Below are 22467 nucleotides of genomic sequence, written 5' to 3' on the forward strand. Positions count from 1 at the left end.
TGGGGCATGTTCGAAATTCTCCTTGTTCTCGTCTTCATCATCGGCTTTGTCATGCAGCGCGGCAATGACCGGCGTCTGCGGACCATGGAGCGGGAAATCAACCGGCTGACCTCGCAGTTGGCCGAGTTGCAGCGCGCGCCTCCGGCTGTGGCCGACGTGACCGCGACGCAAGCCACCGCGCTTGCACCCGCAGACGGCGAAACGGCAGAGGTGCAGGAACAGGTTGCCGCACCGACGGACACGGCCGAGGCAACCGAAACCACGCTGCCCGCAGCGGATGTCGTCTTGCCCGAAACGATCCCGCCGGCAGACGACATTCCTCCCCAAGTCGCTGCCCGGGAATTGCCGAACAGGGAAAGCCTGGAAAGCTGGCTCGGCGCCCGCTGGGCAGTCTGGGTCGGCGGCCTCGCCCTGGCTTTCGGTGGCATCTTCCTGATCAAATATTCCATCGAAAGCGGCCTGCTGAGCCCTGCCGTGCGGCTGGTCATGGCGGCCATCTTCGGCCTCGCCTTGTTCGCCGCCGGCGAAGTGGTGCGTCGCCGGGCATTGCCGCTCGAAAAGGATGCCTTCCGCAACGCCATGATTCCCGGCGTGCTGACGGCAGCCGGCGCGGTGACCCTGTTCGGTGTCGTCTATGCCGCCTATGCCATCTACAGCTTCATCGGCCCGACGCCGGCCTTCTTCATGCTCGCCATCGTCGGGTTCGCGACCCTTGGCCTGTCGCTGCTGCACGGCCAGGCACTGGCGGGTGTCGGCCTGCTGGGTTCGATGCTCACGCCGGCGCTGATCTCCACCGACGCGCCGGATATCCGCGCCCTCTTCGCCTTTCTCGCCATCAGCTGGCTGGCGACGGTCGCCACAGCTCGTTTTCGGCGCTGGACGATCGTGCCGGCGCTTGCCAATGTCGGCATGGCGATGTGGGCGCTTGCCTATGTCGTCCAGACGCCGGTTATCGATCCGGTTCCGCCAACGCTTGCGCTGCTGGTCATGCTGGCCGGCACGATATTCCTCTGGCCCGGAAAGAGCTTCGGCGAAGCCGCGGCGATCGCCGATACGGACGACGCGCCAGCCGCAGAGACCGACGCTGCCGCTGCCCCGGTTGCCGTCAATCGCGGTTGGCAGCCGGGACCGTGGGAGCGTCTTTTCGCCCGCCCGCCGGCCGCGCTCACCGTCACCGCCAGCCTTGCGGCCATGCTGCCGGAATTGGCGATGATCGCCGTACCGACGCCTTCGACGATGGACCCGGCCTTCACCTTCGCAGCCGTGATCGCTACGATTGCCGCATTCGGCGCCGGCCGGCTGTATGCGGCACTGGCCGCAATCTTTGCCGCGCTCGGCACCGTCGCCGGCATGATGCTCCTGGCCGTCACCAGCCTTTATCCGGAAGTGATGGGCCTCGCCGTCGTGCCCGGCACCACGGGCACGAACTACGGTACCGAGATCGCCCTTTGCCTCGGACTGGGGGCCATGTTCGTGCTGTTCGGCTTCAGCTTCCTATACCGGCATGGCCGGGGTGAGCCGCAGTTCTCGACCCTGTGGTGCGCGCTTGCCGTCGTGGTGCCCCTGATCGGCGCCGGGCTCAGCTTTGTGAATTTCGGCAATCTCGACCGGGACTGGACGCATGCGCTCTATGGCATCGGGCTCGGCCTTGCTTATCTCGCCGGTGCCGAATGGCTGTCACGGCGCAGTGACGGCGAAAGCGACGGGGCGACGGTCGGCTGGCTGGTTGCCGGCGCCTTTGCCGCCTTTGTCTTCGCCCTCCACTGCCTGACCCACGACGTGCAGACGATTGTCGGCACCGCGATCATCGGTTTTGCCTTCGTCGTTGCAACACGCTTCCGGCCATGGGCAATGTTGCCCTGGGCGATGGCTGCGGCATGCGTTCTCGTCCTGGCGCAAATTGCCGTCGACCCAACCATCGTCGGCGTGGAACGTCTCGGCACCCGCCCGATGTTCAACGTGCTCGCCGTCGGCTACGGCATACCGGCGTTGCTGGCGGCCATCGCCGCATTCGAACTGCGGGCCTGGGCGGATCTCCGGATCCGCAACCTGCTGCAGGCGCTGGCCAGCCTGATGGTGTTCCTCACCATCGCCATCCTGGTGCGCCATGCCATGAACGGCGGCGTGCTGCAGGGCGATGTGCCGACGCTCAGCGAGCAGTCCATCTACACGTTGCTGACCATCGGCGCCTCGGCCGTGCTGATGACGCTCGACTTCCGTTCGCCAAGTTCGGTTTTCCGCTACGGCTCGATGCTGGCCGGCATCCTGTCGATGCTTACAATCCTCGGCGCCCACCTCTTGACGCTCAATCCCTACTTCACCGGCGAAAACACCGGCCGCCTGCCGTTCCTCAACCTGCTGCTGATCGGCTACCTGCTGCCCGGCATCGCTTATGCCGGCCTCGCCTACTATGCTCGCAACCGCCGTCCGATAGCCTATGTCACGGCGCTTGCGGTCGCAGGAGCCGTGCTGGGTTTTGCCTGGGCAACGCTGTCGGTGCGACGGTTCTGGCAGGGCGAAAACCTGCAGGACTGGAAAGGTTTTCTGCAGGGCGAAACCTACAGCTATTCGGTCGTCTGGCTGCTGATCGGCGTCATCCTGCTCGGCCTCGGCTCGCGCTTCGACGCCAAGAGCCTGCGGATCGCGTCCGCGGTGCTGGTGTTCCTGACGGTCGTCAAGGTGTTTCTCATCGATATGTCGAACCTCGAAGGCGTGCTGCGCCCGATCTCCTTCATCGGCCTCGGCATCGTGCTGATCGGCATCGGCCTGTTTTACCAGCGCATCCTCACCAGCAAGGGAAGCGGCGGGCCGCGCCGGGAGGTCACGGCCGAGGAGTGATTGCCGACCGAAGCCGAAGACGGTAAGGATCGCACATGTCGCACCAAAGCCCTTCCCTTCCGTCCCCGCACGCTCTCAGTTCTGCCTTCGCGCCATACCAGTCGCTGGCGGCACAGTTGTTGCCGCATGCAACGGAAGGCGATGACGGTTCGCACGATGTTGCTCATCTACTGCGTGTCTATCGCAACGCCATGCGCATCCACGCCGCCGAAGGCGGTGACGGGCAGGTTCTGGCTGCCGCCGTGCTGCTGCACGATTGCGTCGCCGTCGAGAAGAACTCCCCGCTGCGCGCCCAGGCCTCGCGGCTTGCTGCGGATAAAGCCGCCGGGATCCTCGACAATCTTGGCTGGCAGGCGCGGGATATCGCTGCCGTCGCCCACGCCATCACGGCGCACAGCTTTTCGGCAAACATCGCCCCGGAAACGCTGGAGGCCAAAATTCTGCAAGACGCCGACCGCCTCGACGCGATCGGCATGGTGGGCGCCGCCCGCTGCTTCTATGTCGCGGGCCGCATGGGATCGGCGCTCTACGACGTCGCCGATCCCAAGGCGAAAGACCGGCCACTCGACGACCGGACCTATGCCATCGATCATTTCGCCGCCAAGCTTTTCAAACTGGCGGACGGTTTCCAGACAGCCGAGGGCGCGAAGCTGGCGCAAGAACGTCACGACCGGCTGCAACAGGTCTACGACCTCTTTCTCGACGAAATCCAAGGGAGTTTTTGATGCGCGTCACCAACCTCTTCGTCTATCCGTTCAAGAGCGCCCGCGGTATCGCGCGGGATAGCGCCAGGATCGATGCCTTCGGCATGGCAGGCGACCGTTTCGCCATGCTGACCGATCCGGACGGGCATTTCATCACCCAGCGAGACATGCCGGCGCTGGCGCGCATCAGTGTCGAACCGGTCGAAGGCGGCGGGCTTCGGCTGGCGATGGACGGCAAAGGTGAGATCATCGCTGCCCGGCCGACGGGCGAAGATCGTCTCGGTGTCGACATCTGGAAATCCGAGTTGAGCGCAGCGCTCTCCGAAGAATCGGTCAACGCGACGCTGAGCGACTGGCTGGAGCGGCCGGTGCGGCTGGTTTTCTTCGACGACGCTTCGAAGCGGATCGCCAGCACCGAATGGGCCGGCGAAGGCACGCCGGTCCGGTTTGCCGATGGCTACCAGATCCTGGTGACGACGACGGGTTCGCTTAAAGCCTTGAACGACGACATGGCAGCCCATGGCGAGGCAGGTGTCGGCATGGATCGCTTCCGGCCCAACATCGTCATCGACAGCGATGAACCATGGGCGGAAGACCGGTGGGCTGCCATCGAGATCGGCGGTTTGAGGCTCGACCTCGTCAAGCCCTGCGCCCGCTGCATCATGACCACGCAAGACCAGCGCACCGGCTCCCGCGACGTCGCCTCACCGATGCCGGCGATGGGCCGCATCCGCATGTCGGCCGACCGCCGCGTGCCCGGCCCGCTGTTTGGCTGGAACGCCGTACCGCGTGGCGAAGGCAGCATCGGCATCGGCGACCAGGTGAACATTGTCGCCGAGCGGCCGGAAGGCTGGGCGATCAAGCGGCGGGCTTCCTGACTGCTGATAAGGCGCAGGCCGCATCGGCAACAGGTCTTGCTGTCCCTACCGGGCGAGGTTCGCCAGCGGGAAGATGGCGCAGGTCTCCGTGCCATGAGCAATCAACCGACCCCTGGCGTCGCGCAAAAATGCCTCGGAGGTTGCCAGTGTCTTGCCGCGATGCACCACCCTGCCCTCGCAGCTCACCTCACCGCCATCCGGCAGCAGCGGGCGCAGGAAATTCACCTTGAATTCCACCGTCGTATAAGCCTCGCCGGGTGCAAGCGTCGTCATGACAGCGCAGGCAAGCGCCGAATCCATCACCGTCGCCGTCCAACCACCGTGGATCGTGCCGAGCGGATTGAGATATTCGACCTTGGGTAGCCCACGGAACACCACGCGCTCGGCCTCCGCTTCGGTCAGCACGAAACTGAGCGTGGCGGCAATCGGCGGCGCGGGATGCAGACCGTTCACCAGATCCTGCAAGATCTTCAGCCCGCCGTCACGCGCCAGGGCTTCGAGCGGAATCGTGCCGAGGCCGGCGACCTCGACCCCGGGGATCACTTCCAATGTCATGCGCGCATGGTCTCCAATGATGGTCCCGCCGAAGGATCGGAAGGTTTGAGCGCTTTCAGGGCGGCCTGGACAAAACCGTCTCGCGCCGATGTCACCGTCAGGCCACGCGGCTCGTAGACGTGGCGATGGAGGAAAAATGCCGTGAGGCGGAAGGCAGCGTCCAGGCTGTGGTAATCGGCGGCTTTGCTGTCGCTCGCTGCAAGAAACGACGGCAGGGCGAGCAGGCGTTCGGCATAGGGTGCGCCCGCCGAGCGGCAGACGGCACGGCCGGATTTCGGGGAAACATAGATGAGATCGTCATTGCTGCCAGTTGCGGCGCATTCGTTGAGATCGAGGCCGTAACCGAGGTCGTTGAGCACGGCAAGCTCGAAACGGATGAACAGTTCGCCGGCGCCCGCGGGTTCGTGCAGATGGCCGAGAATGACGTCCAGCGCCTCGAAAAGATGCGGATGCGGATCGCGCTCCGGCAGCAGGCGCAACAAGGCGGCCATGGCCTGGATGCCATAGACGGCGGTCGCCGTTTCCATCAGTTGCGCGGCGCGCAGTCGCACCGGTTCGATCTTGAATTCGCCGAGATGTTCGTCGAGCCGCGCCCGCCAGGTAACCTCGACCTCGTTTCCGGCCTGCAGCACCGGCTGCATGCTGCGCGAACGGCCATTGCGCACCAGGCCGAGATGCCGGCCGCGCCCACGCGTCATCACTTCGGCGATGACGCTGGTTTCACCGAGCCGCTTGATACCGAGAATGATCGCCTGTTCCTGCCACTGCATCGGCGGGATAACCGTCCTGATTTGTTTTGCCGAACCTAGCGCAACGGGTGGCGAAGGGAAACCGTCAATGACACGCCCTGCCCATGCCGCCGATGCTGGCGGCAACTCGAACCGTCAACCGCGCTTGCCAAACACGTCGGCGAGATGTTGCAGGATGGTATCCTCGCCGAAGGGCTTGCGCAGAAGCGAGATGCCCTTCAGGTCGTCCGGGAAATCCGTATTGTCCGGGTAACCGCTCGAAAAACCGAAAGGAACGCCCTTTTCACGCAGCGACCGGGCGAAATCGAAGCTCATGGTCGAGCCGAGGTTGACATCCAGAAGCGCAAAATCGATCGGATGGACATCGATCAATTCCTCTGCCTCGCGCAGGTTGCTGGCGACATAGATTTCGCTCGCTCCGAGGCCACGAAAGATATCCTCGGCCTCCATGGCGATGATCAGGCTGTCCTCAAGGACAAGAATGTGGTGCGGCGTGATCAATCGTTCTCTCTCTTCTGGCATTTGCCCTTTGGCGGCAAGACGGCCCGTGCAACCGCATATCCTTGCCACGCGCCATGCCAAAAGCACTCGGCGTCATCGAACGGAAACACTCCGCACCGCAATCCTTCCGCCGACGAAGCGGCCTCCAACTGGATCGATTTCATCGCCTCGCACTTACCCTATGGCGAAAACACTCGCCTTCGCCCGCCCCGTTTTTCTCGCCTCCCACCTGTCGATGGGAATCGATGATGGCAGAAAGCTGCGTTCACCCTATTCCGGCGACCCCGCCGGCGCATTTAAAAAAGATATAAACCTTCGTTGCAAATCGTTCAAATGAAAGGTCGAGACTTTTCTTCCACGCCGTACCATCCCGAGATCGCCCGCAAGGCTTCCTGGTCAACCACATCGCAGCTGCGATCGCGCCAGACGATGGCGCCACGGTCGGCGAGTTTCTTCAAGGTCTTGTTGGTGTGAACGATGGAGAGGCCGAGCGTATCGGCGACATGCTGCTGGGTGATCGGCAGCAACATCCGGCCCTCCACCATCTTGAGCACCTTGGCCCGCTGCGCCAGAAAGGCCAGCAGGTAGGCAGCCCGCTCGATCGCCGTTCGCCGGCCGATGCTCAGGAGATGTTCATCGAGAATGCGTTCCTCCCGGGCCGCGATCCAGGTGATATCGTAGGCCAGAGTAGGATAACGCGAAAACAACGTATGAAGCTGGGTCCTCTCGAAGACGCACAACGTCACGGTCGACAGCGCCTCGACCGAATGCTGCATCTCACCGGTGATCGATCCTTGCAACCCGACGAGGTCACCCGGCATGACGTAGTTGAGAATCTGCCGGCGACCATCCTCCAGCATCTTGTAGCGGAAGGCCCATCCCGTAAGCACAGTATAAAGATGCGCGCTGCGCGCACCTTCGAGAAGCACGACTGCGCCGGGATCGACGGTCAGTTCGCCTTTCTTGAAATCGGAAACGAAATCGAGTTCTTCCGAGGTAAATTCCCGAAAATGCGGCAGGGGCCGCAGCGGACAAAGCTCGCAGGGGGTCTTTCTGGAGTTGTTGAGCTTGGAGGCCATTGTTACCCGAGGTTAGAGAAAGTGGCCGGACAGACGACCACCGATGCTCTAACGCTCGAATAGCGACAATGTTCCCGGTTGTTCCCGCTTATCCGCGTGGAAACTCCAGACCCATCTCACGGAAACGCTCGGGATCGTCGCCCCAGTTTTCACGCACCTTGACGAACAGGAAGAGGTGTACCGGCTGCTCGAGGATTTCGGAAAGCTCCTTGCGCGACGCCGTCGAGATCGACTTGATCGCTTCGCCGTTCTTGCCGAGCGCGATCTTCTTCTGGCTTTCGCGCTCGACGTAGATCACCTGTTCGATGCGAACGGAGCCGTCCTTGCGCTCTTCCCACTTCTCGGTCTCGACATGCGAAGAATAGGGCAATTCCTGATGCAGCCGCAAAAACAGCTTCTCGCGGGTGATTTCGGCGGCGAGCTGGCGCATCGGCAGGTCGGAAATCTGGTCTTCCGGATAATACCACGGCCCCTCCGGCAGGGTTTCGGCCAGATAATCCATGATGTCTTCGCAACCCGAGCCGGTCGTGGCCGAAATCATGAAGGTGCGTTCGAAGGCAATCTTCTCGTTGGCAGCGGCGGCAAGCTTCAAAAGATCTTCCGGGCGCACCTGGTCGATCTTGTTGAGCGCCAGGATCTTGGGCTGCGGCACGTCCTTGAGGCCTTCGAGAATCGCCTCGGCATCGCCGCGCAGGCCGCGTTCGCTGTCGATCAGCAGCATGATCAGGTCGGCATCCTTGGCACCGCCCCAGGCCGACGTCACCATAGCACGGTCCAGCCGGCGGCGCGGCTTGAAGATGCCGGGCGTATCCATGAAGACGATCTGGGCGTTGTTATGGATGGCGATGCCGCGCACCACGGCGCGCGTCGTCTGCACCTTGTGGCTGACGATCGACACCTTGGCGCCGACAAGGCGGTTAAGCAGGGTCGACTTGCCGGCATTGGTCGGGCCAATCAGCGCGACGAAGCCGGAATGGGTGGGGCCTTGCGCGACCGAAACGTCGTCTTCCGTGCCGGGCGTGTCTTGATCTTCTGCCATCTTGTCCGTCATTTTTCTGCAGGCGCCGCCTGCCAAACGCCTTCGCGTTCCAATAATCTCATCGCCGCGACCTGTTCCGCCGCCCGCTTCGAGCGCTCGACGCCTGTCTCAGGCGCTACACCGGGTATTTCGACCGTCACGGTGAAGCGTGGATCATGATCCGGACCGGAGCGATCTTCAACCCGATATTGCGGCGTCACCGCGAATTTCGCGTGGGCCCATTCCTGCAGCTCGGTCTTGGCGTCCCGGCGGGCGGCATCGGCGCGGGTGGCGCGCTTTTCCCAATATCGCAGGATGAAGCCGCGGGCCGTCTCCAGACCGCCGTCGAGATAAAGTGCGGCAATCAGGCTTTCCACCACGTCGGCACGGACGTTGAGCATGCGCTTGCCGGTCAGCTTCTTGACGTCGGCGCCGGTGCGGATGAAGCGGTGCAGCTCCATTTCGTCGGCCACTTCGGCACAGGTCTCGGCGCTGACAAGCTGGTTGAGGCGGACTGAGAGTTCCCCTTCACCGGCATTTGCGAAGGTGCGGAACAGCAGTTCGGCGATGCACAGGCCGAGCACCCGGTCGCCGAGGAACTCCAGACGTTCGTAGTTCCCCGCCTTGCCAGAACGGGCGCTCGAATGGGTGAGCGCCCTGTCCAGGCGCTCCTTCTGCGCGAATTCATGACCGATCACCGTTTCCAGCCGGAGGCGATCCGCCGGCGAAAGGGCTACCGGCTTGCTCATTCGACAACCTTGAACAGGCGATCCCAACGCATGTTGGCGGGCCAACGCCAGATCTCGCGGAAGGCCGTATCATTGCCGAGCGAGAAGAAGATGATGCTGGCGCGGCCGATCAGGTTTTCCGCCGGCACGAAGCCGACATCGAAGCGGCTGTCGGCGGAATTGTCGCGGTTGTCGCCCATCATGAAATAATGGCCGTCCGGCACGATGAACTCACGCGTGTTGTCGCCACGCGAATTCGGCGACTGATCGAGCGTGTCGTAGGCCACGCCCGTATCCAGCGTCTCGCGGAACACCGGCACATCTTCGCCCGGATCCATCTTGTAGTCAGATGTGAAGGTGCCGTCCGGCTCCTTCGGCACGGCCTGGCCGTTGACGTGAAGCACGCCGGCAATCATCTGCACCCGGTCGCCGGGCAGGCCGATGACACGCTTGATGTAATCGATGTCCGGGTTCGGCGGGAAGCGGAAGACGACAACGTCGCCACGCGCCGGCTCGCTGCCGAAGATGCGACCGCTGAACAGGTTCGGCGAGAACGGCAAGGAATATTTCGAATAGCCGTAAGCGAACTTGTTGACAAAGATGTAGTCGCCGACCAGCAATGTCGGCATCATCGAGCCCGACGGAATGGTGAAGGGCTGGAAAAGAACGGTCCGGATGACCATCGCCAGAACCAGAGCCTGGACGATGACCTTTATGTTTTCCCAAAGCGCATTCTGCTTCTTCTCAACTTTTTCGGACACGCAGGCATCTTCCTTCAACACGGTAATTGGCCTCTCTCTAGCTGCTTCATCGGCTCGCGGCAATGCCGACGCTCAAGAAACCCCATGCTATACGGTTCCTGAGGCGATTTCCGGGCGGGCTTCGATGATGACGAAAGCTTGAGCATAAGGGTGCTCGTCGGTGATCGTCAGGTGGATGACCGCCATGTGTCCCTCCGGCAGCAGGGCCTTGAGGCGCTCCTCGGCACCGCCGGTCAGCTTCATCGTCGGCTTTCCCGATGGCAGGTTTATGACACCCATGTCCTTCCAGAACACGCCTTCGGCCAGGCCGGTGCCGAGCGCCTTGGAGCAGGCCTCCTTGGCGGCAAACCGTTTGGCATAAGAGGCGGCGCGATTGGCGCGGCGATCCGAGCGTGCCCGCTCGACATCGGTAAAGCAGCGATGGGTGAAACGCTCGCCAAACCGTTCGATGGATTTTTCAACTCGCGTGATGTCGATGAGATCGCTGCCGATGCCGATGATCATTCTTTCCAACCTTCCACACAGTCGCCTCCGGCGCGAAAGACGCCGGCAGCCATCCAATATCGTCAAACGCTTGAAATTTCGTCGGGATAACGCAGCTGATTTCGCGCCCGCTCAAGCAGCCGCAAATGCCGGCGGCGCTGGAAGCTGCGCACGGCAAGAAACGCCAGTCCGTAAAGAAGGGTGGAGCTGATGGCGGCGAAAGGAATAGCGCCGACCAGCATCGGCTTGAGCACCGGCTCCCAAAGCTGCGCGAAATCCAGGCTCTCGAACAGAGCCGCAAGATCGATATGGCTCTTTTCGCCATTCGTCCCCAGAAGCCATTTCCCGGTTTCCCAGGTCAGGGCCGAGATGAAGGGAAAGGTCGCGGGGTTGCTGACGGTAGTACCAAGGGCGGCCGCGACGAGGTTTCCGGCAAGCAGGTAGGCAACGACGATCGCCAGAACGAGATGAAATCCGAGGAACGGTGTCCAGGACAAGGCAATACCGCAGGCAAAGCCGGTCGCGATGGAATGGGGCGACGCGCTTAGTCGCAGCAGCCGCATTCGGAAATAGCGGAATGACCGCATGAAGCCTTTGCGGGGCCAGACGAACTCCCGCAACTTCTCAGACAATCGGGCAGGCTTGCGGCGTCGAAACAGCATGGCGCACATGTAGTGCATCGAGGTCCGACATGACAAGACCACACCCGCCGCGCGGTTGCCAAAGCAACCACGCTTTCCTATGACGCAGCCGCATGGCTGACATCATAAAATCGGCGGAGCTTAGAAGCCGCGACGGAACAGGCCGCGATCAACCTGACGCTGGCGATATTCCAGATCCACACGGTCGCCGGCGCCGTTGAGATAAGCCATTTCCCGTTCTTCAACGCTGGGAACGCGCAGGGCACGGGCGATTTTCTTGATTTGACCGAACATGACGTGGTCCTTTCCTTCAATCTTTTCGATGAGATGAAGATAGTCCTTCGCCTGGCTTTTTACTAATGTTGCATCGCACAATCAGCCATGCGCAATGCGCATATCTTGACGATCTGATCGCCATTTTCTTGCCCATTTGAAAGGCATTTGCCAAACAACACGGCCACAAAGGGGCGAAAATGCACAACGGATGGGTGCAGGCCGGCACAGCAGCGCGTCGGGCACCCCGCAGGGCGACCCGGCCAATTGAGAGGGAAAGAAGCGCGACCTCAGTCGAAGACGCGCTTGACCGTCGCAATGCAGTCGAGATCCTTGATCTGTGCCAGCAGATGGTTCAGCTGGCGCAGATCCCACACTTCGACATCGACCGCCATCTCGGTGAAGTCGGTGGCAACGCCGATCATGGTCAGGCCGCGAATGTTGACGTCCAGGGTCGCGATGGTCTGCGCCACCTTGGCCAGCGTGCCCGGCTCGTTCAGCGCGTTGATCATCAGGCGCGCCATGAAGCGTGACTTGTTGGCTTCGTCGAGATCCCAGCGGATATCGATCCAGCTTTCCGGCTCGTCATCGAAGCGCTGCAGTGCCGGCGCCTGGATCGGGTAGATGGTGATCCCCTTGCCCTTCTCCATGATGCCGACGATACGATCGCCGGGCACGGCGCCGGACGACGAAAAATGCACCTCGGCATTGTTGGTAATGCCGCGGATCGGCAGAACCTCCAGATCGCTGCCGGCCTCTTCGCCAAGTTGCGAGCGATCGAGGTCGGCCTTGTTTTTTCCGGGGATGCGGAACACCATGCCCGAGGCGCTGCGCATGTTGAACCAGCCTTCGTCACTGTTCGGCTTGACGGTGACGCGCTCGTCCTGGTGATCGGGATAGACTGCCCGCAGCACGTCGAGCGATGAAATCTCCCCTCGCCCGACGGAGGCGATGGCATCCTCGACTTCCTTGCGGCCGAGCCGGTGCAGCGCCGGCTTCATCACATCCTTGGAAAATATCTTGCCGGCTCGCTCGAAGGTACGCTCGAGAATGCGATGGCCGAGGCCGGCATATTGCTTGCGGATGGCCATGCGCGTCGCGCGGCGGATGGCGGCACGCGCCTTGCCGGTGACGACGATTTCTTCCCAGGCGGCCGGCGGAACCTGCACGCCGGAGCGGATGATCTCCACCTCGTCGCCATTGGCCAGCCGCGTCACCAGCGGCATGATCCGGCCGTTGATCTTGGCGCCGACGGTGGTGTCGCCGATATTGGTATGGACGGCGTAGGCGAAATCGATCGGCGTCGCCCCACGCGGCAGGGCGATCAGCTTGCCTTTCGGAGTGAAACAGAAGACCTGGTCCTGGAAAAGCTCAAGCTTGGTATGCTCCAGGAACTCTTCGGGGCTATCGCCTTCCGCCAAGGATTCGATCGTGTGACGCAGCCAGGAATAGGCATTGCTTTCACGCGAGAGAAGATCGCTGTCGCCGCCCGTCGCACCGTCCTTGTAAAGCGTATGCGCCGCGATGCCGAACTCGGCGATCTCGTGCATGCGTCGCGTGCGGATCTGCAGTTCGATGCGCTGGTTGGAGGGGCCGACGATGGTTGTATGGATGGAACGGTAGTCGTTCTGCTTCGGCGTCGAGATATAGTCCTTGAAGCGGCCGGGCACCACGCGCCAGCGCGTATGGACGATGCCGAGCGCCCGGTAACAGGCCGGAATATCGTCGACGATGATGCGGAAACCGTAGACGTCGGACAGCTGCTCAAAGGAGAGCGATTTCGACTGCATCTTGCGGAAAACCGAATAGGCCTTCTTCTGGCGCCCCTTGACGAAGGCGTTGGTCAGCCCGTTGGCAACCAGCAGATCGCGCAACTCCTCCTCGATCTTGCGGATCAAGCCTTCATTGCGGGCTGAAAGCTCCTCCAGACGCTTGGTGACGGTCTCGTAGGCTTCGGGATTGATGTACTGGAAGGAGAGCTGTTCCAGCTCCTCGCGCATGTCCTGCATACCCATGCGGCCGGCGAGCGGCGCATAGATGTCCATGGTCTCTTCGGAAATGCGGGCGCGCTTCTCCTGGTTCATATGCTCCAGGGTGCGCATGTTGTGCAGGCGGTCGGCAAGCTTGACGAGCAGAACGCGAACGTCGTCGGAAATCGCCAGCAGCAGCTTGCGCAGGTTTTCGGCCTGCTTGGCCTTCTTGGTGACGAGGTCGAGCTTCTTGATCTTCGTCAAGCCTTCGACAAGCGCACCGATATCCTCGCCGAAAAGCTCATCGATCTCGGCTCGCGTTGCGGTCGTATCCTCGATCGTATCGTGCAGCAGGGCGACGGCGATGGTCGATTCGTCGAGATGCAGTTCCGTCAGGATCGCCGCGACTTCCAGCGGATGCGAGATATAGGGGTCGCCGCTCGCGCGTTTTTGCTGCCCATGTTTCTGCATCGCATAGACATAGGCCTTGTTGAGCAGCGCTTCATTGGCATCCGGCTTGTATTTCTGAACGCGCTCGACGAGCTCGTATTGCCGCATCATCCAAAGCTACTCCGGGAGAAAATAAAAAACGCGCCAATCATAGGATTGGCGCGCGCCATTGCAACGCGAAAGAATACATAGAGGAATAAAGATTGACGATTAGTAATCGTCGCTCTTTTCCGGCGGCACGAGGCCTTCGATACCGGCCAGCAGATCTTCTTCCGACATCTGGTCGAAGGTCAGCGTTTCCGGCAGATCGTCTTCCTCGTCGCCCTTGTCGGCAGCAACGCCGCCCTGGGCGCCGATCAGCGCAGCCGGATCGTGTTCCGGTTCGTCGACTTCCACATGCTTCTGCAGCGAGTGGATCAGGTCTTCCTTGAGATCGTCGGGCGACAGGGTCTCGTCGGCGATTTCGCGCAGCGCGACGACGGGGTTTTTGTCGTTGTCACGGTCGATGGTGATCGATGCACCTTGCGAAATCTGACGGGCACGATGGCTGGCAAGGAGCACCAGTTCGAAACGGTTATCAACCTTGTCGATGCAATCTTCTACTGTGACACGGGCCATTGCCTGTCCTTTACGGTCGAGTTTTCATGAATTAGCACGCCCGATACAATCAAAGTGCGGCGAATTCAAGTTTTTCCTGCAGGCTGCCATCGCCGCCATGTCCCATATTTTATACAGCCGGCACGCTTACCGCGCAAATTCTACCCTCGGTTGCTTGGATTATCTTGAGTCGTGCCCTAAATGAAAGATATATGAATAGTTCTTAATGTACATGAATTATTCCGTTCCGCGACCAGGGCATGACCTCGTTTACTTGATGGCGGAACATATATCATTTCGCGCGAACGGGAATTGAAGCGCCATGTTTGATCCACGGGAAAAAATTGCTCTTTTTATAGATGGGGCAAATCTTTACGCAGCGTCGAAAAGTCTTGGTTTCGATATCGACTATCGCAAGCTACTGAAAGCGTTTCAAAAACGCGGCTATCTTCTTCGCGCATATTACTATACCGCCCTTATTGAAGACCAGGAATACTCATCGATCAGACCGCTTATAGATTGGCTTGATTACAACGGTTACAAGGTCATTACTAAGCCTGCCAAAGAATTTACCGATTCCATGGGCCGACGCAAGATCAAAGGCAACATGGATATTGAACTTGCTATCGACGCGATGGAACAATCCGAGACCGTCGATCACCTGGTTATCTTCTCCGGCGACGGTGATTTCACAACTCTTGTGGAAGCCCTGCAGCGCAGGGGGCGCAAAGTGTCCGTCGTCTCGACGATGGTGACACAACCGCCGATGATTGCCGACGACCTGCGCCGGCAGGCCGATCACTTCATCGACCTGATGAGCCTGAAAAGCGAAGTCGGGCGTGACCCTTCCGAACGGGCACCGCGCCCTGCGGAACCGGCCGACGACGAGTTCCAGTCCTGACCCTTTCCGCCCTGTGGAACGACGGTCTCCGCGAAGCGGCGCGAGAGATCGCCACACTGGAAATTTGCCGATAGAATATAAGCGATTACGTATATCCCGATACCGGCCCTGCATCTTCTCAGAGATCAATAGTTGGGGCCGGCATTAACACCATTTTAAGGATAAATTAGCCAGAGTGAATTTGTGCGCGGCCGACTTCATCGGCACGTCGTGAATTTTTTTCTCATTCCGGGCGATATTGTTGATGAGTGGCCATACTTCGAAAAGCAAACTTCTGAACGACAGGATGGACTTTCTCGGCCTCGGGTCGGAACAAAAAAGGGCCATTGCGGAAATCGCCCCCGTCATCGTCGGTTCGCTCGATCGTTCGCTCGACCTGTTCTACGCCAAGGCGAAGACTCACCCGGACACGAAGAAGTTCTTTTCCAGCGAGGCCCATGTCCAGCATGCCAAAAGCATGCAGAAGCAGCATTGGTCGCGGCTTGCCGGTGGCAAGATCGACGAGACCTATGTCGATGCCGTCTCCGCCGTCGGCCGCACCCATGCGCGGCTGGGGCTTGAGCCGAGATGGTACATCGGCGGTTACGCACTCATCCTTGAAGAAATCGTTCGTGCAATCGTCAGCGCCGAACTGAAGGGCTTCATGCTGGATCGCAAGGCCAAGAAGGTTGCCACCGATATCGGCGTGACCATGAAGGTCGCTTTCCTCGACATGGATTACGGCATCAGCGTCTATCTCGATGCTCTCGCCGCCGAACGGAAGAAGGTCGAGGATGAACGCGTACGGCTGGAAGCCGAACAAGAAGAAGCGCTGCATGCCCTGGATACGGCCCTGAACGGCCTGGCCGCCGGCGATCTCACCTCGACGATCAACCAGTCGCTTGCGCCGCAATTCGATCGGCTGAAATCCAATTACAACAAATCCATCGCCAAGCTCGAAAACGCCTTCTCGGAAATCATCCGCGCCTCGACGCTGGTCGCGTCCAACACAACCGAGCTTTCGGCAGCGACCGACGACATGGCCAAGCGCACCGAGCAGCAGGCAAGCTCGCTCGAACAGACCGCCGCCGCCATCGAGCAGATCACCGCGATCTCGCAACAATCCGCCGTCCGCACCCGTGACGCGCAGGCTGTCGTCCGCAACTCCGCCGAAGAAGCAATCCGCTCGGGCGAAGTGGTCGGCCAGGCTGTCCAGGCGATGAGCGCGATCGAAACGTCGTCGCAGAAGATCACCCAGATCATCGGCGTCATCGACGAAATCGCCTTCCAGACCAATCTTCTGGCGCTCAACGCCGGCGTCGAGGCGGCCCGCGCCGGTGAAGCCGGTCGTGGATTTGCCGTCGTGGCCCAGGAAGTTCGCGAACTGGCGCAACGCTCCGCCAACGCCGCCAAGGAAATCAAGTCGCTGATCGACAAGTCCTTCCAGGACGTGGTCCTCGGCGTATCGCTGGTCAACAAGACCGGCGAAGCCCTGACCAGCATCGGCCAGCAGGTTCACTCGATCAACGAGCACATCACCGCCATCGCCTCCTCGGCGCAGGAACAGTCGGCAGGTGTCAACGAAATCAATACCGCGATCAACAACATGGACCGGGTGACACAGCAGAATGCTGCCATGGTTCAGGAAACCAACATGTCGACCCGCAGCCTCACGGAAGCCAGCAATACGCTGGCACGCCTGGTTGCGAGCTTTACGGTTTCCGGTTCCGTCCGCTTCCAGGAAAGCGGCGCCTCGTTCCAGCGCCGCTACGCCTGATCCCCTGACTTTGCTTTCGAAGCGGTGAAGCTACACCGCTTCGAAATGGATCGGCTGGGCGCCCTGCCACAGCACCATCTTGCCCATTGTTTCCAGATGTTCCTGACCGCTGATCACGGTCAGGAAATGGTTGCCGGCAAGCGCCCCCATCTTGCTGGCGAAGGACGAACTGCCATAAGCAAACAGCAGTTCCGTCTCGCTGTGACCGCCGGGGTACAACAGAATATCGCCGCGGGAGGGATGGCAGGTGTGGTTTTCGAAACCGACACCGAAGGTGAAATCGCCGAGCGGCACCCAGACCGCCTCGCCGCTCCAGCGCGAATGAATCGTCTGGTTTTTAAACGGCAGGAAACTCTGGAAGACGCGGCAGGTTTCCGGCGCTTTTTCGAGTTCCATCCTGGCCACAAAAACGTGCGGACCGACCGTGATCTTCAGATTGCTCATGGCCGCTCTCAACCGGTCTTCAAAAGCCGCGACTTCTGGCGATTCCAGTCGCGCTCCTTCTCGGTCTCGCGCTTGTCGTGCAGCTTCTTGCCCTTGGCGAGCGCCAATTCGAGCTTGGCCCTGCCCTTGTCGTTGAAATAGATCTTCAACGGTACGAGCGTCATGCCTTCGCGATTGATGGCGACACGCAACCGGTTGATTTCCCGCTTGGACAGCAAAAGCTTGCGGCGACGGCGCGGCTCGTGGTTGAAGCGATTGGCCTGCAGATATTCCGGCAGATGCGAATTGATCAGCCAGATCTCCTCGCCCTCATCGGACGCATAGGATTCGGCGATATTGGCCTTGCCGTCACGCAACGACTTCACCTCGGTGCCGGTCAGAACCAGACCGGCCTCGTAGGTATCGATGATCTCATAGTTGAAGCGGGCCTTGCGGTTTTCCGCGACAATCTTGTTGACGGTGCGCTGGCTGCCTTTGGGGGCCATGGTGGATGATCCGATCACTCTGTCTCGATGCGATGCCCCGCCGGCGAGCGGCAGGGCAAGTCCCTTATGTAAGACAAGGTGACGGGAATGTGAAGACGAAGCGGTGATGCTTCGTCTTTCCTATCAGTTCAGCAGACCGGCGTGACGCAGGGCAGCGTCGATGGCCGCCTCGGTTGCTGGTTCCAGCGTCGACAACAACGGCGAACGCACGGCACGGCTCATGCGGCCGAGCTTCGACAGGCCGTATTTGGCGCCGCAAAGACCAGGTTCAAGGAAGATCGCCTTGTGCAGCGGCATCAACAGGTCCTGGAACTCAAGTGCTCGGGCATAATCGCCGGCGAGCGTCGCCGTCTGGAATTCCGCACAGAGGCGCGGGGCGACATTGGCGGTGACGGAAATACAGCCGACGCCGCCATGGGCATTAAAGCCCAGCGCCGTGGCATCCTCACCGGAGAGCTGCACGAAGTTGCGGCCACAGGTGATGCGTTGTTCCGATACACGCTCCAGCTTGCCGGTCGCATCCTTGACGCCGATGATGTTGGCGTGCGCCTTGGCAAGCACGCCCATGGTTTCCGGCGACATGTCGACGACGGAGCGGCCAGGAATGTTGTAGATGAAGATCGGCAGCTTGGTGCTTTCGGCAATCGCCGAAAAATGCGCGATCAGGCCCTTCTGGGTCGGCTTGTTGTAATAGGGGGTGACAACGAGCAACGCATCGGCGCCTGCTTTTTCGGCATGCTGGCCAAGTTCGATCGCCTCGCGGGTATTGTTGGAACCGGCGCCGGCAATCACCGGTACGCGCTTATTAGCAACAGCGATGCAGACTTCGACAACACGTTTGTGTTCTTCATGGGAAAGGGTCGGAGATTCGCCCGTCGTGCCAACCGGCACGAGGCCCTGGCTGCCTTCGGCGATCTGCCATTCGACATGCGCCGCGAAGGCATCCTCGTCCACCGCGCCCGTGGCGGTGAACGGCGTGACGAGAGCGGGAATGGATCCCTTGAACATGCATAACTCCTCGAGGCCGCGCCCATGCTTCGGCCGTATTCCATGATTAAAACTCGCGCACCATAAAGCGACAAACCTGCCTCGACAAGACAAGAGAAGGCCCATGTCACGATTGGCGAGAAATCAAAAGCCGGCGTGGCAAATGCCCGAAAGGCGGTCACCGCACGGACATGAGCAAAGTTTAATATTCGTGATAAGGTTTCGTTAACGGGGATCACGGTTAATGGAAAACAAAGGGTCATTGTTGCGAGTATCCCGGATGATCATAAGGTCCATCCTGACATTGTCGGCCGTCGGCGGCGGTATCATCGCCTGGAACGTCTTTGCGTCTCCGCTCGAAAGCAATTTCGTGCCGGTGCCGGAAAGCAAGCCTTTCGAGGATATGGGCCTGATCACGCCGACACCGGAGATCACCGGCACCATTCCGCGGAACTCGCAGCTTGTGCCCGCCAGCGCCGAACTCAAGGCCGGGCTCGACGCGCTTTCGAACAAGGACGCGGTGCGCGCACTCGCCGTTCGCGATAGCCTGCCCAAGACCTCGCTCGACCGGCATATCCTGACCTGGGCAATCGCCGTTTCCGGCCAGCGCGGCGTGCCATCGCGGGAAATCGCAGCCGCGCAGCGCGAATTGCAGGGCTGGCCGGGACTTTCACGCCTGCGCGGCAACTCGGAACGGGCGCTTTACGCCGAAGATCCGCCAGCCGCCGAGATCATCGCCGCGTTCGGCAACACCGCGCCGGAAACCGTGGAGGGCAGCGTTGCCCTGGCACGTGCACTGGCGGAGACCGGACAGGCCGCCAAGGCCGGCGCATTGCTGCAACGGCTTTGGGTCAGCGAGCCGCTCGACAAGGCGTGGGAAGACCGTCTGATCAAGGAATTTCCGGGCTTCTTGTCTGTCTCGACCCACAAGGCGCGGATGGACTACCTGATGTTCCGCAGCCGCGTCGACCAGGCCAAGCGGTTTTCCGAACTGGGCAAGGCACAATCGCTTTACAAGGCATGGGCGGCAGTGATCCGCAAGTCGGCAAATGCCGGCGCGCTGCTGAGCGCTGTCGATGCCAAGTGGCAATCCGATCCCGGTTACCTCTTTGCCCGGATCGAGCTTCTGCGTCGCCAGAACAAATATGTCGAGGCGGCCGCTCTGCTGAAGCTGATCCCGTCCGAGCCTTCTGCGCTGGTCAATCCCGGCGAGTGGTGGACCGAACAACGCATCGTCAGCCGCGGCCTTGCCGATCAGGGCAAATACAAGGCCGCCTACCAGCTTGCCGCTTCGCATGTGGCCAGCAGCGCCACCGATGTCGTCGAGGCGGAGTTCCATGCCGGATGGTATGCCCTGCGTGGCCTCCAGGATCCGGCGGCGGCGGCCAAGCACTTCGAGCGAATCCTGCAGGCATCGAACAGGCCGCTTTCGGCATCACGCGCCCTCTACTGGCTCGGACGGAGCGCCGAAAAGGGCGGACCGGGCAAGGCCGGCGATTATTTCGCCAAGGCCGCCGCCTATCCCAGCACCTTTTATGGCCAGCTCGCTGCGGCGCGGCTGGGCAAGAAGGCGATTGATGTCTCCTATCCGAAGCCGAGTGACGAAGACCGGCAGCGTTTCGAGGCGCGGGAGGCCGTGCAGGCCATTGCCCGGCTGGAATCCGCCGGCCACGGCTGGCGAGCCGATAGCCTCTATCGCGCCCTTGCCGAACAGATCGACAATCCGGGCGAACTCGCCATCCTGTCGGCGCGTGCCGAAAAGAGCCGCAGCCACCAGCTGGCACTGCAGGTCGGCAAGCTGGCTTACGGTCGTGGCGTCGATGTTGCGGCCCTCGCCTTCCCGGTCGGCGTGATCCCCGACAGCGCCAACATCACCTCGTCGGGCAAGGCACTGGCTTATGCCATTGCGCGGCAGGAAAGCGCCTTCGACCCGGCTGCCGTTTCCCCGGCCAATGCCCGCGGGCTGCTGCAGCTTTTGCCGGGCACGGCCAAGAATGTCGCCGGGCGTCACGGCATTGATTTTTCGAAGGACAAATTGACCTCGGATGCGGGCTATAACGCCACGCTCGGCTCGCATTATCTCGGCGAACAGATCGATGCCTTCGATGGCTCCTATATCCTGACCTTCATTGCCTATAATGCCGGGCCGAAACGGGTGCCGGAATGGATCGCCCGCTACGGCGATCCACGCGGCAAGCCGATCGACGAGGTCGTCGACTGGGTCGAGCGCATCCCGTTTTCGGAAACCCGCAATTATGTGCAGCGGGTGATGGAGAACTACCAGGTCTACAAGACCCGGCTGGGCCAGAGCGCCGATATCGAGCACGATCTGCGTTACGGACGATAAGCGGTTCACGATCTTCCGGATTCGCTTTCACGCTTCCGTTCCTTGTTTCCGCATGTCGTTTTCGCAAGACGGCTGCGCACTTTTGCGCGACATGCTTTCGGGCCGGCTTTCCGAGCATCGCGAAGCCGTCTACATATGCCACTGTATCGACCGGATCGGCAGGAGGCATGGCGCTTGACCCAGGATTACGAGGGCGGATTTTCGTCGCGGACGTTCCACACGCATGACGGCCTGAAACTTTATGCGCGCGATTACGGATATGACGATCCGAGAACGGCGGGGCGTGCGGCCCTCGTCTGCCTGCCGGGGCTGACGCGCAATTCCCGCGACTTTCACCAGTTGGCGGTCTTGCTGTCGAGCCAGGGCGAAAAGCCGCGGCGTGTCGTGAGTTTCGATTATCGCGGTCGCGGATTTTCGGACTGGGATGAGGACAAGAGCCATTACAATCTGCTGGTCGAAGCCGACGACGTGATCGCCGGCTGCGCCGCCCTTGGCATCGAGAGCGCGGTATTTCTCGGAACCTCGCGAGGCGGCCTGACCCTGCATCTCATCGCCGGCATGCGCCCTGCCCTCCTGAAGGCCGTGATCCTCAACGATATCGGCCCGGTCATCGAAGGGGCCGGGCTGGCGCAGATCAAGGCCTATCTCAATCGGGGCGAAAAACCCCGGGACTGGCACGAAGCCGTCAAGCTGCTGCAGGACATCCACGGCCGTGCCTTCACCGCCCTGACCGAGCAGGATTGGGTGGACATGGCCTACGCGATCTATGCCGAAATCGACGGCAAGGTAGTTGGTGACTTCGATCCGGCCATCGCGCAGCAGATGAAGGATCTCGATCTCAGCCAGCCGGTGCAGACGCTGTGGCAACAGTTCGACGCCTTGACTGCCATTCCGCTGATGGTGATCCGGGGAGAAAACTCTGCCCTGCTTTCGGAAGTGACCATCGATGAGATGCGCCGCCGCCATCCGCGCCTGACGGCGTTGACGGTGGCCGGCCACGGCCATGCACCCATCGTTCACCTGTCGGGCATTCCCGACGCCATTCTCCGTTTCATCGGCGACCTGTAGTCCCGACCCCTCTCCCTCTCTGCCCCGCGCTCAATCCGCAGCCGCCACAGCATTTGCGCTTTTCTCCGAAACGCGAAAACGCTGTGTCTTTTTGTTTTGCCGCAATCCCTGACGCAAGACCGCTGCGCACTTTTGCTGGAATTGCTCTATCGGCAGCGATGACGGTTGTCGTGAGGATGTTGCGTCAACTCGCCAATTCAACCCAGAAATACGTGATGGCGATCGAAATTTACCTATGAGGGCAAAATCTCATT

General features: G+C 60.9%; 22 protein-coding genes. 7 read left to right on the forward strand and 15 right to left on the reverse strand.

Translation table 11 applies throughout. The annotated features are described in order from the left end of the window. Positions 1-6: 6 nt before the first annotated feature. From ACSQ3I_RS20105 to ACSQ3I_RS20115, 3 genes are read left to right on the forward strand one after another with little or no spacing between them, the layout of a single operon-like run. Positions 7-2838 carry a DUF2339 domain-containing protein gene (locus ACSQ3I_RS20105; RefSeq protein WP_436001761.1) on the forward strand — a complete coding sequence of 944 codons (2832 nt, stop codon included), beginning with the start codon at positions 7-9 and terminating at the stop codon, positions 2836-2838. A 35-nt stretch (positions 2839-2873) separates the two neighbouring features. Then, a complete protein-coding gene (locus ACSQ3I_RS20110; RefSeq protein ID WP_436001762.1) occupies positions 2874-3563 on the forward strand; it encodes an HD domain-containing protein in 690 nt (229 codons plus the stop codon). Beyond that, a complete protein-coding gene (locus ACSQ3I_RS20115) occupies positions 3563-4420 on the forward strand; it encodes an MOSC domain-containing protein (RefSeq protein WP_436001763.1) in 858 nt (285 codons plus the stop codon). The genes ACSQ3I_RS20110 and ACSQ3I_RS20115 overlap by 1 nt, the downstream gene beginning before the upstream one ends. A 45-nt stretch (positions 4421-4465) precedes the next feature. On the opposite strand, the gene ACSQ3I_RS20120 is transcribed toward ACSQ3I_RS20115, so the two are convergent. The 12 genes from ACSQ3I_RS20120 to rpoZ form a co-directional block, all read right to left on the reverse strand. Next, positions 4466-4975, reverse strand: coding sequence for a PaaI family thioesterase (locus ACSQ3I_RS20120; protein ID WP_436001764.1), 510 nt, complete (start codon positions 4973-4975; stop codon positions 4466-4468). Continuing rightward, positions 4972-5745, reverse strand: coding sequence for a DNA repair protein RecO (recO, locus tag ACSQ3I_RS20125; protein ID WP_436001765.1), 774 nt, complete (start codon positions 5743-5745; stop codon positions 4972-4974). Before recO ends, ACSQ3I_RS20120 begins: the two co-directional genes overlap by 4 nt. A 114-nt stretch (positions 5746-5859) precedes the next feature. Next, a complete protein-coding gene (locus ACSQ3I_RS20130; RefSeq protein ID WP_436001766.1) occupies positions 5860-6225 on the reverse strand; it encodes a response regulator in 366 nt (121 codons plus the stop codon). 329 nt (positions 6226-6554) lie between these two features. Then, positions 6555-7304: a Crp/Fnr family transcriptional regulator gene (locus ACSQ3I_RS20135; RefSeq protein ID WP_436001767.1), complete on the reverse strand. Its 750-nt coding sequence runs from the start codon at positions 7302-7304 to the stop codon at positions 6555-6557. Between the two features lie 88 nt (positions 7305-7392). Then, entirely contained in the window at positions 7393-8343 is a 951-nt protein-coding gene (gene era / locus ACSQ3I_RS20140) for a GTPase Era (RefSeq protein WP_436001768.1), read from the reverse strand. A gap of 8 nt (positions 8344-8351) precedes the next feature. After that, complete coding sequence (gene rnc / locus ACSQ3I_RS20145; RefSeq protein ID WP_436001769.1) at positions 8352-9071, reverse strand: ribonuclease III; 720 nt, start codon at positions 9069-9071, stop codon at positions 8352-8354. Then, positions 9068-9811: a signal peptidase I gene (gene lepB, locus ACSQ3I_RS20150; protein ID WP_436001770.1), complete on the reverse strand. Its 744-nt coding sequence runs from the start codon at positions 9809-9811 to the stop codon at positions 9068-9070. The genes rnc and lepB overlap by 4 nt, the downstream gene beginning before the upstream one ends. 87 nt (positions 9812-9898) lie before the next feature. Beyond that, positions 9899-10315 (reverse strand): holo-ACP synthase, encoded by a 417-nt coding sequence (acpS, locus tag ACSQ3I_RS20155; protein WP_436001771.1) that lies wholly within the window; start codon positions 10313-10315, stop codon positions 9899-9901. A gap of 62 nt (positions 10316-10377) precedes the next feature. Next, positions 10378-10956, reverse strand: a complete 579-nt coding sequence (locus ACSQ3I_RS20160; RefSeq protein WP_436001787.1) for a DUF2062 domain-containing protein — start codon at positions 10954-10956, stop codon at positions 10378-10380. 120 nt (positions 10957-11076) lie between these two features. Continuing rightward, positions 11077-11229: a DUF3563 family protein gene (locus ACSQ3I_RS20165; protein ID WP_109456773.1), complete on the reverse strand. Its 153-nt coding sequence runs from the start codon at positions 11227-11229 to the stop codon at positions 11077-11079. A gap of 269 nt (positions 11230-11498) precedes the next feature. After that, positions 11499-13739, reverse strand: a complete 2241-nt coding sequence (locus ACSQ3I_RS20170; protein WP_436001772.1) for a RelA/SpoT family protein — start codon at positions 13737-13739, stop codon at positions 11499-11501. A 99-nt stretch (positions 13740-13838) separates the two neighbouring features. Continuing rightward, a complete protein-coding gene (gene rpoZ, locus ACSQ3I_RS20175; protein ID WP_436001773.1) occupies positions 13839-14246 on the reverse strand; it encodes a DNA-directed RNA polymerase subunit omega in 408 nt (135 codons plus the stop codon). A 301-nt stretch (positions 14247-14547) separates the two neighbouring features. On the opposite strand from rpoZ, the gene ACSQ3I_RS20180 reads away from it, so the two are divergent. Both ACSQ3I_RS20180 and ACSQ3I_RS20185 read left to right on the forward strand, forming a co-directional pair. Next, positions 14548-15126, forward strand: coding sequence for an NYN domain-containing protein (locus tag ACSQ3I_RS20180; protein WP_436001774.1), 579 nt, complete (start codon positions 14548-14550; stop codon positions 15124-15126). 244 nt (positions 15127-15370) lie between these two features. Continuing rightward, positions 15371-16882 (forward strand): methyl-accepting chemotaxis protein, encoded by a 1512-nt coding sequence (locus ACSQ3I_RS20185; protein ID WP_436001775.1) that lies wholly within the window; start codon positions 15371-15373, stop codon positions 16880-16882. Positions 16883-16912: 30 nt separating this feature from the next. Here the strand turns inward: ACSQ3I_RS20185 and ACSQ3I_RS20190 are convergent, their stop codons facing one another. The 3 genes from ACSQ3I_RS20190 to dapA all read right to left on the reverse strand — a co-directional run bounded on the left by ACSQ3I_RS20190 (position 16913) and on the right by dapA (position 18819). Beyond that, the gene (locus ACSQ3I_RS20190; protein WP_436001776.1) at positions 16913-17326 is read right to left on the reverse strand and encodes a DUF3830 family protein; all 414 of its coding nucleotides are present in this window, start codon (positions 17324-17326) and stop codon (positions 16913-16915) included. Positions 17327-17334: 8 nt separating this feature from the next. Continuing rightward, positions 17335-17811, reverse strand: coding sequence for an SsrA-binding protein SmpB (gene smpB, locus ACSQ3I_RS20195; RefSeq protein ID WP_436001777.1), 477 nt, complete (start codon positions 17809-17811; stop codon positions 17335-17337). A 123-nt stretch (positions 17812-17934) separates the two neighbouring features. Continuing rightward, a complete protein-coding gene (dapA, locus tag ACSQ3I_RS20200) occupies positions 17935-18819 on the reverse strand; it encodes a 4-hydroxy-tetrahydrodipicolinate synthase (protein ID WP_436001778.1) in 885 nt (294 codons plus the stop codon). A gap of 262 nt (positions 18820-19081) precedes the next feature. Here dapA and ACSQ3I_RS20205 point away from each other — a divergent pair, with 262 nt between their 5' ends. Together ACSQ3I_RS20205 and ACSQ3I_RS20210 are read left to right on the forward strand one after the other, a co-directional pair. Then, the gene (locus tag ACSQ3I_RS20205) at positions 19082-21145 is read left to right on the forward strand and encodes a transglycosylase SLT domain-containing protein (protein ID WP_436001788.1); all 2064 of its coding nucleotides are present in this window, start codon (positions 19082-19084) and stop codon (positions 21143-21145) included. A 135-nt stretch (positions 21146-21280) separates the two neighbouring features. Then, positions 21281-22213, forward strand: coding sequence for an alpha/beta fold hydrolase (locus ACSQ3I_RS20210; RefSeq protein WP_436001779.1), 933 nt, complete (start codon positions 21281-21283; stop codon positions 22211-22213). The last annotated feature ends 254 nt before the right edge of the window (positions 22214-22467 follow it).

This window comes from Rhizobium sp. LjRoot30, assembly GCF_964253915.1.
Taxonomy (GTDB): domain Bacteria; phylum Pseudomonadota; class Alphaproteobacteria; order Rhizobiales; family Rhizobiaceae; genus Metarhizobium.